We start from the raw sequence: 14811 nt of genomic DNA, 5'->3' as shown, positions 1-14811 counted from the left end.
GCGCGAGGCTCCCATGGCGCAACAAGATCCGTCAAGAACAGAACAAGCGACACCAAAACGCGTCAAAAAAGCCCGGCAACGAGGCAGTGTCGCCAAGTCGCAGGAGATCAACAAGCTGGTCACCATGCTGGCTGGCTATGTGGCGCTCCGCTTGTACGCCGCCTACATCTGGGAGGACCTGCTCAAGGTGTTCCGCTGGTTTTTCAGCGGGTTCAGCACGTTTGAGTTGTCCGCGCAGAGTGTTCACGCCCTGGTGATCATGGTGTGCAAGGAACTGGCAATCATGGTGCTGCCGGTGGTCGGGTTCATCGGTTTCATGGCCTGGCTGGTGCTGCGCGTCCAGGTGGGGCCGCTGTGGGCGCCCAAGGTGTTCGAATTCAAACTGAATCGGATGCTGGACATCGGCAAGGGCCTCCAGCGGCTGTTCGTGGATGTGCAGACCTTGATCCGGCTGGGCAAGAGTATTTTGCAGGCGGTCTGCATTGGCGCGGCCATTTACTGGGTGATCGAAGGCGCCATGCACAACCTGTTGCCCCTGTACTACCAGGAGCCGGACTATCTGGCGGGCTTCATGTTGGAGACCGGGGCCAAGGTGTTGCTGTATGCCCTGCTGCCCATGGTGGCCATTGCCGCGTTCGACTTGTGGTACACCCGCCACGAGTATTCGGAAAATCTCAAGATGACCAAGGACGAAGTCAAGGACGAACGCAAGCAGGCCGAGGGTGATCCTGTCATCAAGGCCAGGCAGAAGCGCAAGATGCTGGAATTCATGCAGATGCGCATGCTCAAGCAGGTGCCCAAGGCGGATGTGATCATCACCAACCCCACCCACTTTGCCGTGGCGCTGAAGTACGATGTCAGCGTGGCGCCTGCCCCCATGGTGCTGGCCAAGGGCGCGGACCGCATGGCCCAGCGCATCAAGGAAATCGGCCGCGAGAACGGCGTGCCCATCCGCGAAAACAAGCCGCTGGCACAGGCTTTGTATAAGTCCGTGGAAGTCGGCGACATCATTCCCGAAGAAATGTACCAGGCCGTGGCCTCCATCCTGGCGCAGATCTACAAAACCAAGGCCAATCGCGGGCAGCCGATGGGAATGGGGCCGGCCGGGGCCACCCGGTAGCCGGGTCCCCAGGCGTCAGAGAACAGCGACCGAACTGCAAGAGGTGTCAAAAGCATGGCCAACCCCCTCGCCCAATTCAAGGGTCCCCAGATAGATTACCAGCGCTTCGCCAAACAGGGCGACATCCTGCTTGCCGGCGGCGTGGTGGTCATTCTGTTCGTCATGCTGGTGCCCATGCCCACCATTGTGCTGGACATGATGCTCTCCCTCTCCATTTCGCTCTCCATGGTGGTGCTCATCACCTCCATGTTCATGACCAGCCCCATGGAATTCTCGGTGTTTCCTTCGTTGCTGCTGGTGCTGACCATGCTGCGGATGGCCCTGAACGTGGCCTCCACCCGGCTCATCCTGCTGTACGGGCATGAGGGCGTGGACGCGGCCGGGCAGGTCATCAAGAGCTTCGGCGAGTTCGTGGTGGGCGGCAGCTTCGTCATCGGCATCGTCATCTTCTTCATTTTGTTCACCCTGAACAAAACCGTCATCGTCGCCGGTACCACGCGTATCGGCGAAGTGGCGGCCCGCTTCACGTTGGACGCCATGCCCGGCAAGCAGATGGCCATTGAGGCGGATTTGAATTCCGGCCTCATCACCGAGGAAGAAGCCCGGGAGATGCGCGAGAACATCCGCAAGGAAGCCGACTTCTACGGCGCCATGGACGGCGCGGGCAAGTTCGTCCAGGGGGACGTGAAAGCCGGCATGATCATCACCCTCATCAATATCGTGGGTGGCATCGCCATTGGCATCTTGCAGAAAGGCATGACCTGGCAGGAAGCCGCGGAGACCTACACCCTGCTGACCATCGGCGACGGTCTCGTCTCCACCATCCCCTCCCTCATCGTCTCCACCGCCGCGGGCATCATCGTGTCGCGGTCGGCCTCCAAGGCCAAGATGGGCGAGGAATTCATCGGCCAGTTGGCATACAACTCCCGCTCCCTCAAACTGGTGGCGGTGGTGCTGTTCATCTTTGCCATGGTGCCGGGCATGCCCACCATCCCGTTCCTGATCTTTGCCGTCATGATGTTCATGGGCGCGCAGATGGTCAGCGGCGGCAAGGGCGAAGGCCAGCCCGGCGGCGTGGACAGCAAGGAAGCAGCCAAAAAGCTGGGCAAGGGCGGCCCGGCGCTGGATACCCCCGAGGAAGTGCAGGCCCTGCTGCCCCTGGACATCCTGGAACTGGAGGTGGGCTACGGGCTCATCCCCCTGGTGGACGAGGAGCAAAGCGGCAACCTGCTCACGCGTATCCGGTCCATCCGCCGGCAGTTCGCCCTGGATATGGGGGTGGTCATCCCTTCGTTGCACCTGCGGGACAACCTCCAGCTCAAGCCCGGCCAGTACGCCGTGCTCATCAAGGGCAACGAGGTGGCCTCGGCGGAAATTCTCATCGATCACCTGCTGGCCATGGATCCGGGCGACGTCAAGCATCGTGTGCCCGGTGTGGAAACCCGCGAGCCGGCCTTCAACCTCCCGGCCTTGTGGATTCCCGAACGCCAGAAGGAAGAAGCCATGCTGGCCGGCTACACCGTGGTGGATCCGTCCACCGTCATCGCCACGCACCTGACGGAAGTGTTCAAGCGCCAGCTGCACGAGTTCCTGGGCCGCCAGGAAGTGCAGGGGCTGCTGGACAACCTGGGCAAGAGCTATCCCAAGGCCGTGGAAGACCTGACCCCCGGCGTGCTCAATCTGGGAGCGGTACAAAAGGTGCTGCAGAACCTGGTGCGCGAGGGCGTCTCCATCCGCGACCTGCTGACCATCGTGGAAGCCCTGGCCGACTACGGACACGGCACCAAGGACCCCGACCAGCTCACGGAATACGTGCGCGAGCGCATGTCCCGGACCATCGTCAAGCCGCATTTGAGTCAGGAAGGCGTGCTCTCCATCATCACCCTGGACAACGGCGCGGAGCGCATGCTGCAGGAAAGCCTGCGCCGCACGGACAACGGGGCCTTCCTGGCCCTGGAGCCCGGCACAGCCCACAAGCTCATCAGCAAGCTCAACCAGGCGGTGGACGCCGCTGCCGCCGCCGAAGGTCAGCCCGTGCTGCTGACCACGCCCATGGTGCGGCCGCATTTGGCCCAATTACTGCAAAGGTTCTTGCCGACACTGCCGGTGATTTCGCAGGCAGAGATTCCTTCAGACATCAAATTGAATGCCGTCTCCACGGTGGGGTTGTAACATGCGAGTGAAGACATTTCGCGGTGATTCCTCGGCCAGTGTGCTCAAGCGCATCAAGGCCGAACTCGGGGCCGACGCGGTGATCCTCTCCACCCGCAACTTCAAGGAGGAGGGCGCCGCCGTGTGCGAGATGACGGCTGCCCTGGAGCACGACGCCGCGTCATCTGCCAGAAAAATGACACCAGCCGCCACCTGTGGCACCCACGCTGCGCCGGGCATGGCGGGTTCGTCCCCGCCGCCGCAGGAAGAAGTGGTGGCCATTCTGACAGGCGGGGCCGGGGTGGGCAGTTGGCAGCAGGAATGGTTGAAGATCCGCGAGCACCTGCTCACGGCCCTCAAGCCACAGCTGCCCCTGCAGGCCCTGGCGCCACGGCAACGGCTGGCCCTGGAATACCTGGAGCGCGAGGGCGTGGACGATGCCGTGCTGGCCGATCTGGTAGCCGCGCTGCACGGCAAGCCAGCCTGCTCCGTGCTGGTGCCCCTGGCAGACATGGCCCTCGTGGCGCCGCTGGATCTCGCTGCCGGCGCACGGCAGGTGCTGGCCCTGGCCGGTCCGCATGGCGTGGGCAAAACCACGGCAGCCATCCGTCTGGCGCTGCAGGCGCGCCGGGCCCGGCCCGGCGGGCGCATCTGTCTGGTGAATGCGGATGCCCAGCGCGCCCAGAGCCGCATGCTGCTGCGTCAGTACGCCGAGCTGGCCGGCCTGCACTACCGCGAAATCGCCCCCGGCGAAGACGCCACCGTGCTGCTGGAAGACTGCGGCGTGGCGGATCTGCTCCTCGTGGATCTGCCGGCCCTGTCCCGCGGGGAAACCATGGAACAGCTCATGCTGCGGCTGGGGCTGCGGGCCCTGGAAGCAGTGGCGCCGCTGCGCATGCTGCTGGCGCTGTCGCCCCATTATGCGCCGACGCAGCTTCGGCAGTTCGGCCGCCAGTACCAGACGGAAAACATGGCCGGCCTGCTCTGGACGAAGTTGGACGAAGCCTATACCTTCGGGAATCTGGTGAACACGGCGCATGCGCTGGGCCTGCCAGCCGTGGCTTTTTCTGCCAGCCCGGGACTGCAGGACGACCTGACGCCTGCCAGTCATCGCGCATTGTGGGAGCTGCTGTTCAAGCACCGGCTTCCCGGTGCGGCGCAGCCCCAGTAACGCAAACCGTGCACGTTGGCCTTGGAGGATTGCATCATCATGGACGAGCGGCTGCCATTGGTCATGTCTGTCACCTCCGGCAAGGGAGGGGTGGGCAAGACGAACATTTCCGCCAATCTGGCATACTCCCTGGCCCGGCAGGGCAAGCGCGTCATCCTGCTGGATGCCGACCTCGGCCTGGCCAACGTCGATATTGTGCTTGGGGTTTCCCCGCAGCGCAACCTGTTCCACCTGTTCCACGAGGGCGCCACGCTGGAAGACATCCTCTTCCCCACGCCCTACGGCTTCTCCATCCTGCCGGCGTCCTCGGGCGTGGCAGACATGATCTCCCTGACCACAGGGCAGAAGCTGGAACTGCTGGAAGCCATGGATGCCCTGGAGGAGCACATCGATTATTTGATTGTAGACACCGGGGCCGGCATCAACGATAATGTGCTGTATTTCAACCTGGCCGTGCAGGAACGCCTGGTGGTGATGACGCCGGAGCCCACCTCCCTGACCGATGCCTACGCCCTGATCAAGGTGCTGACGCTGCAGCACGATGTGGAACGTTTCCGCATCCTGGTGAACATGGCGCCTTCGGAAAAAGAGGCGAAGGAAGTATATGCCCGCCTGGCCAAGGCCTGCGATCACTTTTTGGCCGGCGTCTCCCTTGACCTTGTGGGCTGTATCCCGCATGACCCATTGGTGAAGAAGGCGGTGATGCGGCAGGAACCTGTGTGTTCGGCGTATCCTGATTCTCAGGCGGCACAAAGTTTGCAAAAGCTTGCCAAGGACATCGCAACCTGGAACCCGGCGGCGAACCTGGATGGAAACATCAAGTTCTTCTGGAAAAAACTCCTTTTCCACGCCTGAGGCCTGGGAGTTGCTCGAAACCGGCAAGCTCGCCTGGCACGACATGGACGCCCCTGCCAAGCAGCGGGTGGTGCGCCATTACGCATCCAAGATCAAATATCTGGCCCTGCGGCTCAAGGCCAAGCTGCCCCGCCATGTGGAGTTGGGAGACATCATCAGCTCTGGCACCCTGGGGCTCATGGAGGCCTTGGGCAAGTTCAACCCTGAGCTGGGCATCAAGTTCGATACCTACGCCGAAAACCGCATCAAAGGCGCCATGCTGGATGAGCTGCGGCGCATGGACTGGTTCTCCAGGGGCCTGCGGCACCGGGTGAAGCTCCTGGAAGACCACGCGAAACGCTTCGAATACACCCATGGCCGCAGGCCCACGGAAGAAGAGCTTGCCCAGGATACGGGCCTTTCGGAAAAGGATGTCCGCCACGGCCTGGAGGCCCTGCAGAACCAGTTCTGCCTGGACCTCGACGCCATCCAGGACACCTTCTCGTCCGAAAACAGGGCACACACGGAGAACGAGCCGTATCATTCCACAGCGTTGCAGGAAGTGATCGACAAGGTGGCCGGCCTCATTGAGGAACTGACGCCCCGCGAACGGATGGTCATGTCCTTGTATTATGGTGATGAGCTGACCATGCGTGAGGTGGCGGAAGTCATGGAGGTGACCGAGGGCCGTGTGTCCCAGTTGCACAGCCAGGCCATGACCCGGTTGCGGTCGCTGTTCCGCAAACGCTACGGCCAGGATTTCACGATGTAACCCCTGCGGGCGACCATGGCCGACGAGACTCAGCAAAAGGAAAAAGCCCTCCTCGACACCGAGGAGCTCTCCACAGGCGAGGCGCAAGCCGCCCCGGATTCCGACAAGGTGGAGCTCGACCTGGACGACGCGCCCTTCCTCGACGAAGAAGAGGAGGTGGCGCCGGAGCCGGAACAGCCTGCCGTGCCCGCGCCTGCCGTGGATGCCGCCCCTGCGCGGCCCTCCGTGCTGGCCCTGCTGGTGGAACGGGCCAGGGAGTTCCTCGCCACCAAAAAAGGCAAGATCGCCCTGGGCGTGGCCGGGACGCTGCTGGCGGGGCTTGTCGGCCTGCTGCTCTGGTCCGACTCGCCGCCACCGCCACCACCTCCGGCGCCTCCCCCCCCCGTGGAGGAGACTGCCCCCGAGGTGGAGCTGGAGCCCGAGAGCACCACGGGCTACGACTTCATCGTCTCCCTGGAGCCGTTCATGGTGGAATACCTGCAACCAAACGGGACGTATCGCTTTCTCATGGCCCGGTTTTCCCTGGCCACAGGCAGCGAGCGGGTATCCTTTGACGTACGGAACAAACTTGTTGTGCTCAGGGATGCAATTTTTTACTATCTGCGTAATAAGGACATGTTGTTTCTGTCCGACACGAACAACGTGGCGCAGCTCAAGAAGGATTTGCTTTCCGTGATCAACCAGTACATGGCCGGCGACCAGCTTGAGGTGGTGCTTATCGAAGAATATCTCATCAAATGATGCACGGTCCGTGCAGCAGGGCCGGCACCCCGGAGAGCATGCATGCCTGTGCACATGAACCTTCTTGTGGCCCCCATTCCTCTGGCCGGCGAGATCGCCGGTGCGGAACTGGCATTGCCGCAAGCGCAGGCCCATGCAGCCAGGGATGCGGCCTTCGATGCGCTGGTGCGGGACCGGCAAAAAACGCCGGCCGTGGACCCGCAAACCGGCCTCGAATCCCTGGGCAAGGATGGCGGCGGCCAGGGGCCGCCCCCCCGCCGGCAGCGCCAGGGACGCAAACGCCCTGCCAGCGCGGAGCCTGCACCGACGATTACCCACGCCCATGCCGAAGGCCCCTGGCAAGGCGTTCTCATCAATGTCAACGTCTGACCGCCAGTAATGGACTGCCCTCACCATGCCTCAATGGATCATCATCGTTCTCACCGCCGCAGAAGTGCTGTTGCTTGTGCTGGTGGGGTTGTTTTTTTTGCGACTCAAGCGTTCCGAGCAGCTGGTGCTGGAATTGCAATCCAACCAGGAGCGGCTGCTGCAACGGCTCCAGTTCAACGCCCAGCTGGAACAGGAACTTGTCTCCAGTTTCGCCCAGCGGCAGCAGGAACTGGTGCACCTGTCGCAACAGATGGATCGCCGCGCCGAGGAACTGAGGGATCTGGTGGACAAGGCGGAGCGCATCACCCGTTCGCCCCAGACGCTGCGGCATATGGTCTTGCAGGGGCACCGCCGCGGGCAGTCCCTCAAGGCGCTGGCCCACGCCACGGGGCTGACGCTGGATGAAGTGACGCTTATTCTCCGGCAGTCGCAGTCGGAGCTGGAGAGGGAGTAGCCCATGCGTGTGGGACGCGACCAAGCCGGCCTGGGGGGCCACTCTTTCGACTCCTCCCGGGAACGGCGTGAGGCCTTCCGGCGTTCCCATCGCCCTGGAGACATTGTCCGGGCCCGGTTCCTGGAATGGGAACTGCGCCCTGCCACAGCCGACGCCTCCGGGTTGGCCTGGGTGGAGGTGGACAGCCACGCCCTGCGTGCGCCCCTGTGCGGCGACTTCGCCCCCGGCGACCGGTTTTTGCTGCAGGTCAACGCCCTTGAGCCGGAGATTGTGCTGGCCATGGTCGCCCGAAACAATGCCGCCGCGACAGCGGACGAGGCTGCCCGCCCCAGGCTGCATATCACCATCTGAAACGCATGACACCTCCCCGCCCCCTGCCCATGGGGCCCGGCGCGCCCTGGTTGGCGCCCCTGGCCGGCTATTCCGATCTCGCCTTCCGCCTGCTGTGCCGCGAGTACGGCGCTGCCGTCTGCTGCACGGAAATGGTCAGCGCCAAGGGCCTTGTCTACGGCTCCCCCGGCACCCGCGAGTACCTGGCCACCCTGGAGGCAGAGGCTCCGGTGGTGCTGCAGTTGTTTGGCCCGGAGTCGAAATTCATGCTCCCGGCCCTGGACCTGTGCTTGTCCAAGGGTTTTGAATGGTTCGATATCAACGCCGGTTGCCCCGTCCCCAAAGTGGTGAAGACCGGCTGCGGCGCAGCTCTGGTGCGCGACGAGGACGGCCGAAGCCGGCTGCTGCAGATGGTGCGGGACATGGCCCGCCAGCTCGGCCCGGGCCGGCTGGGGGTGAAATACCGCCTGGGCTGGACCACCGGGGACGACGTGGCCGTGGAACTGGCCTGCCGGCTGGAAGAGGCCGGGGCAGGGTGGATTACCCTGCATCCGCGCCATGCCACCCAGGGCTACGGCGGGCAGGCCCGCTGGGAGGCCATCGGCCGCGTGGTGCAGGCCGTGTCCATCCCGGTCCTGGCCAGCGGAGACTTGTTTCAGCCGGAAGACGGCGTGCGCTGTCTGGAGCAGACCGGGGCCGCCGGGGTGATGTTCGCCCGCGGTGCGCTCAAGAATCCCGGCATCTTCGAAGGCTTCCGCCGCCTGGCCGGCACGTCCGCGCTGCCGGATGTCCCCTTGCCGCACGATTCGCCCCAGGCCCTGGCCGCCTGCATCCGCCGCCATGCCAGCCTGGCCCGGGAACATGCCTCCAGCCCGGCGCAATTTTTTCGCATGCGTGGCTTCATTCCCCGCTATGTCAAGCGGCTGCCGGAAGGCGGGACGTTGCGCAGACGGCTGACCTTGTGTAAGAACTGGGAAGAGCTGGAGACCATTGCCGCAGTCATCGACGCCTTGCCCGCCATGGAACCGGTAGAGCCGGTGGAACCGGTGGACTTGGCTGAATATATGCCGTGAGGGGGAATTGTCGCGTCATGGACGTCAAGCGTGCCCGCACCGCCGGGTTCTGCATGGGGGTGAGTCTGGCCTTGCACAAGCTGGACCGCCTGCTGCAGCAAAACGGCGCGCAGCCCATCCACACCCTGGGGCCCATCATCCATAATCCCCAGGTGCTGGAGCACTATGCCGCCCGCGGGGTGACCCGCCAGGACGATCCCGACGCCTTGCCGCGCAACGCCCAGGTGGTCATTCGCGCCCACGGCGTGCCCCAGGCTGTGGAAGAACACCTGCGCAACCGCGGCGTGGAAATTCTGGACGCCACCTGCCCCAAGGTCAAGCGCGCCCAGCTGCTCATCCAGAAACAGGCCTCCCAGGGCCGCAAGCTGTTGCTGTTTGGCGAGCCGGACCACCCGGAAGTGGTGGGGCTCGTGAGTTACGCCGGCCCGGGCTGTCTGGTGTTCCAGGATCTGGAAACCCTCACGGCCCTGCCTGTGGAGCCCGGCCAAGCCTATGTGCTGGCCTCCCAGACCACCCAGGACCGCCGCCGCTTCGAGGACGTGCGGGCCTGGCTGCAGGCCCGGCTGGGCGCGGATTTGCCCGTGCTGGAAACCATCTGCGACGCCACCCGCGAGCGTCAGGACGAAGCCAAGGCCCTGGCCGAGACCGTGGACGTGATGGTGGTGGTGGGCGGCTTCGATTCCGGCAACACCCGCCGTCTGGTGGATGTGGCCGTGGCCGCCGGTGCGCCCTGCCACCATGTGGAAACTGCGGACGGGCTGGACCCTGCCGCCTTTGCCGGCCGCCGTCTGGCCGGCCTCACGGCAGGGGCCTCCACCCCGAAACACATCATCGACGCAGTGGAATCCCGCCTGCGCGCATTTGCCTGAGCCCCAAAGGAGCCCCCCATGGCCCAGACGAACATTCTGCTTGAAGCCGGCACCAATGAACTGGAAGTGGTGGAGTTCTATCTGGAAGAAGCAGGCTCCGACACAGGCGGCGAATCGAAGACCGGCAAGTCTGCCAGCTACCGGGGCTACTACGGCGTAAACGTGGCCAAGGTGCTGGAAATCATCCGCATGCCCAATGTGACGGAACTGCCCGAGGCGTCCAATTCCGCCATCCTGGGGGCCTTCAACCAGCGCAACAACATCATTCCGCTGGTGGATTTGTCCATCTGGCTGGGCAAGCAGCGCGCGGAAAACGAGGCGCCCAAGGTCATCGTCACGGAGTTCAACGACTCGGTCACGGCGTTCATGGTTTCCGGCGTCACGCGCATTCACCGCATCAGCTGGGAATCTGTGGAGCCGCCCAACGAATACATGGCCGCCATGAGCGACAATTCCATCACCGGCGTGGTGCGGCTGGAAGATCGCATCGTGTTTCTGCTGGATCTGGAAAAGATCGTCACCGACCTGAATCCTGCCCTGGGCCTGAAGCTGGATGAAGCCATCGACTGGAGCACGGACATCCGCTATCGGGCCATCGTGGCCGACGATTCCGGCGTCATCCGCGAGATGATGCGCGATTTGCTGGAAAAGGCCGGCTTCGACGTCACCGCCTTCACCAATGGGCGCGATGCCTGGGAAACCCTGCAGCGCATCGCCCAGGCTGCCACGGAACAGGGCCGCCCGGTGCGCGATTTTGTGCATGTGCTGGTTTCGGACATTGAAATGCCCCAGATGGACGGCCACCACCTGACCAAGCGCATCAAGGAGGATCCCGTGCTGCGGGATTTGCCCATCATGCTTTTCTCGTCCCTCATCACGGACAAACTGCGCCACAAGGGCGAGGCCGTGGGCGCGGACGACCAGATTTCCAAGCCGCAGATCACGGAACTGGCCCAGCGCGCCCGGGCGCTCATCAAGTCGCGCTGGGGGTAGGCGGGTCATCACATCTTGTTGGTCGCGCTGCCGCATTGTTGTCACACATTGGGGATATTTCCTGATGACCTCGGGATGTTCCCGGTGGTGAACGGACAACAATGTGGGGCGTGGCCATGCGGCAATCCGATTCCTCTTCCACCTGCGGGACCCAGGACCAGGCGGAAGCCTGGCTGCAGAGTCGCGAAGAGCTGCTCTCCCGCATCCTGGAGCGCAAGCGGTCCTTTGTGGACACAGCCAGCAAGCGCTATCTGCTGTATCTGGGCCGTTGGATGACCCGGGCCGGCGCCGTGCTGGCCCAGGACAATGCCGACCAGGTGCAATGCGCGGCGGACGCCTTTCGCCAGGCCGTGGCCGGCCGCATGGAAAGCCACTACCTCGGCCGGCTGCTGAGCGTGATGAAGGCCGTCATCGAGGAGGCCTCGCGCGATCCTGGCCTGGGGTTTCTGCCCGGCCCGAAGGCCGAGGCCATTGCCCACACCTTTCTGGATGATCTGGCCGATGCCTTTGCCGCGCATCTGGACCAGTCCATGTGCGCCCTGAACGCCCGTCCGTCGGCCGAGTCTCCCACAGGCGAAACCTCCGGGTATGTGGTGCAGTTTCGTGGCGAGATGGAACCCCGCGTCCGCCGGCTGAATGTGGAACTGGTGGAATTGTATTGCCGGATGCATCGCTCGTTGAAGAAGGACTATTGCTGCGTGCAGGAGGAGGAAGCCCCTCGGGAAGAAACCGTGCCGCAACTGCTGGACGCCTTCGGACGAGGTCTGCTGCATCCCGTGGACTGTTGCAGAGGCATAGATTCCTGCACCCTGGCCAGCGATACGAATTTCCCGCGCCTGTTATGCGCGCCGGTGCTGCAGGCGCTGCGCAGCTACGTCATCGGCTCGGACAAGTACGACGCCACCAACAAGAAGCTCATCCAGAGCATCTACAAATACTGCACGGCGCAATCCGAATTCCAGCGCTCCCGCCTGACGGAGTACTTCGAGGAACCGCACGTGAAGCAGTATCTGCTGGCGTATATCGTGCACATCCTGCAGGTGTTCTGCGAGGAAACCAAGCTGGAGGCCTTTGCCAACGTGGTGCGGGCCAACCTCAAGGAGGTGCCGGGCACCGAGGGGATAGGCTTCCGCCAAATCCATCTGTCCATGCTCGTGCATTCCTGGGCGCGCTGTTGCCTGGATAACCTCGGTACGCTGCGCGGTCGCAAGCGGGTGGTGCAGATCCTTCGCGTGCATCTTCCGGGCACGGACATTCCCGAAGTGGAGGAGGAAGGCGCGGCCGGGCAGGCGGTCGAGGCGTCCTGATGCCAGTGACGGGTTCGGGCAACGCCGCCAACCAAATCCCCCGGTTGCGCCAAGCGCAGACCTCGACCGCCCTGGCAATATCTCCGGCGGATTTCTTTCCCAACACGTCGGAAAGAGGGCCTGCAACGCACATGATCTTTGACGGGAATGGGCGATGACGATATTCTCCCCGAAAATCCTGACGGCGGACGCACCAACAGACAGGATACCCGGGGGGGGCTCCAGTCCATGGCGATACGCGCGGCACGTTTCTTCGTGCGACATGTCCCGATCTGTCTGTTGCTGGCGGCCCTGCTGCTGACGGCAACGCCGTGCCCGGCCGGAGGCGGCCGCGAGGCCGGCCCTTACGACCTTGCGCCTCCCGCCGTGCCCCTTACTGCCGAGGAAACCGCCTGGCTCCAGGCGCATCCCATCCTGCGCATCGGCGGCCCCAGGGCCTTCCCGCCCTTTCATTTTTATGACGAGACCGGCAGCGCCCAGGGCATGGCCCTGGACTACCTGCATCTGATTGCGAAGTCCCTCGGCCTGACGCTGCAACAAGAGCCCGTCGCTCCCTGGCCTGAGACCCTGGAGCGGATCAAGGAACAATCCCTTGACCTCATTCCCTGCATCGCCCGATCCCAGGAGCGCGAGTCCTTTCTTGTTTTCTCGAAGGCGTATCTGTCTTTTCCCATAGTCATCATCAGCCGGAGGGACGCCAGGTTCATTGGCGGGCTGGATGACCTGCGGGGCATGAACGTGGCGCTCATTCCAGATAACATCGTCGGTACCTGGCTGAAGCGCGACAATATCGACGTGAACCTCGTGCCCGTAGGCTCGCCTCAGGAGGCCCTCGAAGCCGTGGCCGAAGGCGCCGCCGATGCCGCCATCGAAAATCTTGCGGCCGCCAGCTACCTCATCGACAAGTACGGCCTGGCCAATCTCAAGGTCGCTGCCCCGACCTCATACGGCAACTACGACCTGCATTTCGCCGTTCGCCAGGACTGGCCGGAGCTTGTCGGCATTTTGAACAAGGCCCTGGACGCCCTCACCTGGCGGCATCACGCCCAGCTGCGGGGCAAATGGCTTTCTGTCCGCTATGAGCATGGCATCACGCCCCTGGACGTCTTCACCTTGCTGCTGGTGATCTGCCTGCCCGTCCTGGCGGTGATGGGGACCACGCTGTGGCACAACCGCCGGTTGCGCCAGGAGGTGGCGCACCGCAAACGCATGCAGGCCCAGCTGCACCGTGAGCGCGTTTTCACCAACGCCGTGCTGGACAGCGTCCCCGGCCTGCTCTTTCTGTATGATGATCACCAACGGCTGGTGCGCTGGAACCGGATGCATGAAACCTTGACGGGCTACACCGGCCAGGAACTGGCCTCCATGCATCTCATGGACTGGTACGAGGGCGACCTTGCCATGCAGGAAAAAATCGCCGCCGCTGTCCGCCGTGTCTTCGCGCAGGGCATCGGCAATGAAGAAGCCGAAATCCGCACCAAAGACGGCCGGCGTGTCCCCTTTTTCCTGACCGCCGTGCGGCTGGACATCGACGGCGCGACCTACTTCACCGGCATCGGCATCGACATCACCGAGCACCGGCGCATGGAGCACGCGTTGCTTGAGGCCAAGGAAGATCTCGAACTGCGCGTGGCGGAGCGGACCAGGGAATTACGGGAGGCCAACCTCAAGCTCCTGCAGCTTGATGAACTGAAGAGCTCGTTCATTTCCCTGGTGTCCCATGAACTGCGCACGCCGTTGACGTCGGTGCTCGGCTACGCCAAGGTCACGTCCAAGGCTTTCCGCAAGCATTTCAAACCCCTGGTCCAGGATGACGCCCCGCTGACAGTGCGTGGAGACCAGATTCTGGACAATCTGCAGGTGATCGAAAGCGAGGGGGGCAGGCTCTCACGCCTCATCAACGATCTGCTGGATCTCAACCGGATCGAATCGGGCAGACAGCCCTGGCATGACCGGCCCGTCAACCTTGCCGAGGAAGCCAGGGCCGCCGTGCGGGTGCTGCAGCGCGAGTTCTCCGAAAAGCCTCAGCTCCGCGTGGAAGTTGCCATGCACCCTGAGGCCCCCCTCGTGATGGCCGATTGCGATCGTATCCGCCAGGTGTTCATCAATCTGCTGTCCAACGCCCTGAAATTCTCCGCAGAAGGTTTCATCCGCGTCACCGTCGGTCCGGACGCGTCCGGGCAAGGGGTCACGGTCACGGTGCAAGACAGTGGCATCGGCATCCCTGGCGAGGATCTGGAGCGGATTTTTGATCGCTTCTATCAGGTCGCCAAAAACCAGGACACGGACAAAGCCAGCGGCACCGGCCTTGGTCTGGCCATATCCCGCCAGATTGTCGAGCATTACGGCGGCCGGATGTGGGCGGAGTCCTCCCCGGGACAAGGCGCCTCCTTCACCTTCGTGCTGCCGAGGTATGCACGCTTCGAGGGGTGAGTCGGCAATTCCCTTTGATCCTGGCTCGCAACGCGCCATGAAAAGGCCTTGCCTGCCCGGTGGGGGGGGTACCTGGCAGGCAAGGCGCTTGGGGGGGGGACCGGGGGGGATGGTCCCCGCTATGGGCAGGGAGCGGGCAGCCGCGCAGGATGCGCAGCCGCCGCGAGCTCCCGTTGCGTCGAACCGACCGCTGC

At 63.6% G+C, this 14811-nt stretch carries 14 protein-coding genes; all 14 read left to right on the top strand.

Annotated features, from left to right (window positions below; all coding sequences use genetic code 11):
* Positions 1 to 13: 13 nt before the first annotated feature.
* The 14 genes from flhB (at position 14) to DGI_RS16955 (ending at position 14617) form a co-directional block, all read left to right on the top strand.
* Positions 14 to 1120 (top strand): flagellar biosynthesis protein FlhB, encoded by a 1107-nt coding sequence (gene flhB, locus DGI_RS05185; protein WP_021759713.1) that lies wholly within the window; start codon positions 14 to 16, stop codon positions 1118 to 1120.
* Positions 1121 to 1174: 54 nt separating this feature from the next.
* The gene (flhA, locus tag DGI_RS05180; RefSeq protein ID WP_021759712.1) at positions 1175 to 3292 is read left to right on the top strand and encodes a flagellar biosynthesis protein FlhA; all 2118 of its coding nucleotides are present in this window, start codon (positions 1175 to 1177) and stop codon (positions 3290 to 3292) included.
* 1 nt (position 3293) lies between these two features.
* A complete protein-coding gene (locus DGI_RS05175) occupies positions 3294 to 4442 on the top strand; it encodes a flagellar biosynthesis protein FlhF (RefSeq protein ID WP_021759711.1) in 1149 nt (382 codons plus the stop codon).
* 39 nt (positions 4443 to 4481) lie between these two features.
* On the top strand, positions 4482 to 5297 hold the full coding sequence (locus tag DGI_RS05170; RefSeq protein WP_021759710.1) for a MinD/ParA family protein: 816 nt from the start codon (positions 4482 to 4484) through the stop codon (positions 5295 to 5297).
* On the top strand, positions 5251 to 6048 hold the full coding sequence (locus tag DGI_RS05165; protein ID WP_027193064.1) for a FliA/WhiG family RNA polymerase sigma factor: 798 nt from the start codon (positions 5251 to 5253) through the stop codon (positions 6046 to 6048). Before DGI_RS05170 ends, DGI_RS05165 begins: the two co-directional genes overlap by 47 nt.
* Before the next feature lie 15 nt (positions 6049 to 6063).
* Positions 6064 to 6789 (top strand): flagellar basal body-associated FliL family protein, encoded by a 726-nt coding sequence (locus DGI_RS05160; RefSeq protein ID WP_021759708.1) that lies wholly within the window; start codon positions 6064 to 6066, stop codon positions 6787 to 6789.
* 42 nt (positions 6790 to 6831) lie between these two features.
* Positions 6832 to 7158 (top strand): hypothetical protein, encoded by a 327-nt coding sequence (locus DGI_RS05155; RefSeq protein WP_021759707.1) that lies wholly within the window; start codon positions 6832 to 6834, stop codon positions 7156 to 7158.
* 25 nt (positions 7159 to 7183) lie between these two features.
* Entirely contained in the window at positions 7184 to 7612 is a 429-nt protein-coding gene (locus DGI_RS05150) for a hypothetical protein (RefSeq protein ID WP_021759706.1), read from the top strand.
* A 3-nt stretch (positions 7613 to 7615) separates the two neighbouring features.
* Complete coding sequence (locus tag DGI_RS05145; RefSeq protein WP_021759705.1) at positions 7616 to 7963, top strand: hypothetical protein; 348 nt, start codon at positions 7616 to 7618, stop codon at positions 7961 to 7963.
* Positions 7964 to 7968: 5 nt separating this feature from the next.
* Positions 7969 to 9015, top strand: coding sequence for a tRNA dihydrouridine synthase (locus DGI_RS05140; RefSeq protein WP_021759704.1), 1047 nt, complete (start codon positions 7969 to 7971; stop codon positions 9013 to 9015).
* A 17-nt stretch (positions 9016 to 9032) separates the two neighbouring features.
* Positions 9033 to 9884: a 4-hydroxy-3-methylbut-2-enyl diphosphate reductase gene (gene ispH / locus DGI_RS05135; protein ID WP_027193062.1), complete on the top strand. Its 852-nt coding sequence runs from the start codon at positions 9033 to 9035 to the stop codon at positions 9882 to 9884.
* An 18-nt stretch (positions 9885 to 9902) separates the two neighbouring features.
* Positions 9903 to 10877: a chemotaxis protein gene (locus tag DGI_RS05130; protein ID WP_021759702.1), complete on the top strand. Its 975-nt coding sequence runs from the start codon at positions 9903 to 9905 to the stop codon at positions 10875 to 10877.
* Positions 10878 to 10993: 116 nt separating this feature from the next.
* Positions 10994 to 12184 (top strand): hypothetical protein, encoded by a 1191-nt coding sequence (locus tag DGI_RS05125; RefSeq protein WP_144284122.1) that lies wholly within the window; start codon positions 10994 to 10996, stop codon positions 12182 to 12184.
* A gap of 255 nt (positions 12185 to 12439) precedes the next feature.
* Positions 12440 to 14617, top strand: a complete 2178-nt coding sequence (locus tag DGI_RS16955; protein WP_158407290.1) for an ATP-binding protein — start codon at positions 12440 to 12442, stop codon at positions 14615 to 14617.
* Positions 14618 to 14811: the final 194 nt, after the last annotated feature.

Origin of the sequence: Megalodesulfovibrio gigas DSM 1382 = ATCC 19364 (genome assembly GCF_000468495.1) — a bacterium.
GTDB classification, from domain to species: domain Bacteria; phylum Desulfobacterota; class Desulfovibrionia; order Desulfovibrionales; family Desulfovibrionaceae; genus Megalodesulfovibrio; species Megalodesulfovibrio gigas.
This window is presented reverse-complemented; position numbering and strand designations above follow the sequence as displayed.

Bases quoted from the DNA above. Each gene is read 5' to 3' on its own strand.
- DGI_RS05150 (WP_021759706.1), top strand. From the start codon at position 7,184: ATGCCTCAATGGATCATCATCGTTCTCACCGCCGCAGAAGTGCTGTTG.
- DGI_RS05125 (WP_144284122.1), top strand. From the start codon at position 10,994: ATGCGGCAATCCGATTCCTCTTCCACCTGCGGGACCCAGGACCAGGCG.
- DGI_RS05170 (WP_021759710.1), top strand. From the start codon at position 4,482: ATGGACGAGCGGCTGCCATTGGTCATGTCTGTCACCTCCGGCAAGGGA.
- DGI_RS05165 (WP_027193064.1), top strand. From the start codon at position 5,251: ATGGAAACATCAAGTTCTTCTGGAAAAAACTCCTTTTCCACGCCTGAG.
- DGI_RS05130 (WP_021759702.1), top strand. From the start codon at position 9,903: ATGGCCCAGACGAACATTCTGCTTGAAGCCGGCACCAATGAACTGGAA.
- flhA (WP_021759712.1), top strand. From the start codon at position 1,175: ATGGCCAACCCCCTCGCCCAATTCAAGGGTCCCCAGATAGATTACCAG.
- DGI_RS05155 (WP_021759707.1), top strand. From the start codon at position 6,832: ATGCCTGTGCACATGAACCTTCTTGTGGCCCCCATTCCTCTGGCCGGC.
- DGI_RS05160 (WP_021759708.1), top strand. From the start codon at position 6,064: ATGGCCGACGAGACTCAGCAAAAGGAAAAAGCCCTCCTCGACACCGAG.
- DGI_RS05145 (WP_021759705.1), top strand. From the start codon at position 7,616: ATGCGTGTGGGACGCGACCAAGCCGGCCTGGGGGGCCACTCTTTCGAC.
- DGI_RS05140 (WP_021759704.1), top strand. From the start codon at position 7,969: ATGACACCTCCCCGCCCCCTGCCCATGGGGCCCGGCGCGCCCTGGTTG.
- DGI_RS05175 (WP_021759711.1), top strand. From the start codon at position 3,294: ATGCGAGTGAAGACATTTCGCGGTGATTCCTCGGCCAGTGTGCTCAAG.
- flhB (WP_021759713.1), top strand. From the start codon at position 14: ATGGCGCAACAAGATCCGTCAAGAACAGAACAAGCGACACCAAAACGC.
- ispH (WP_027193062.1), top strand. From the start codon at position 9,033: ATGGACGTCAAGCGTGCCCGCACCGCCGGGTTCTGCATGGGGGTGAGT.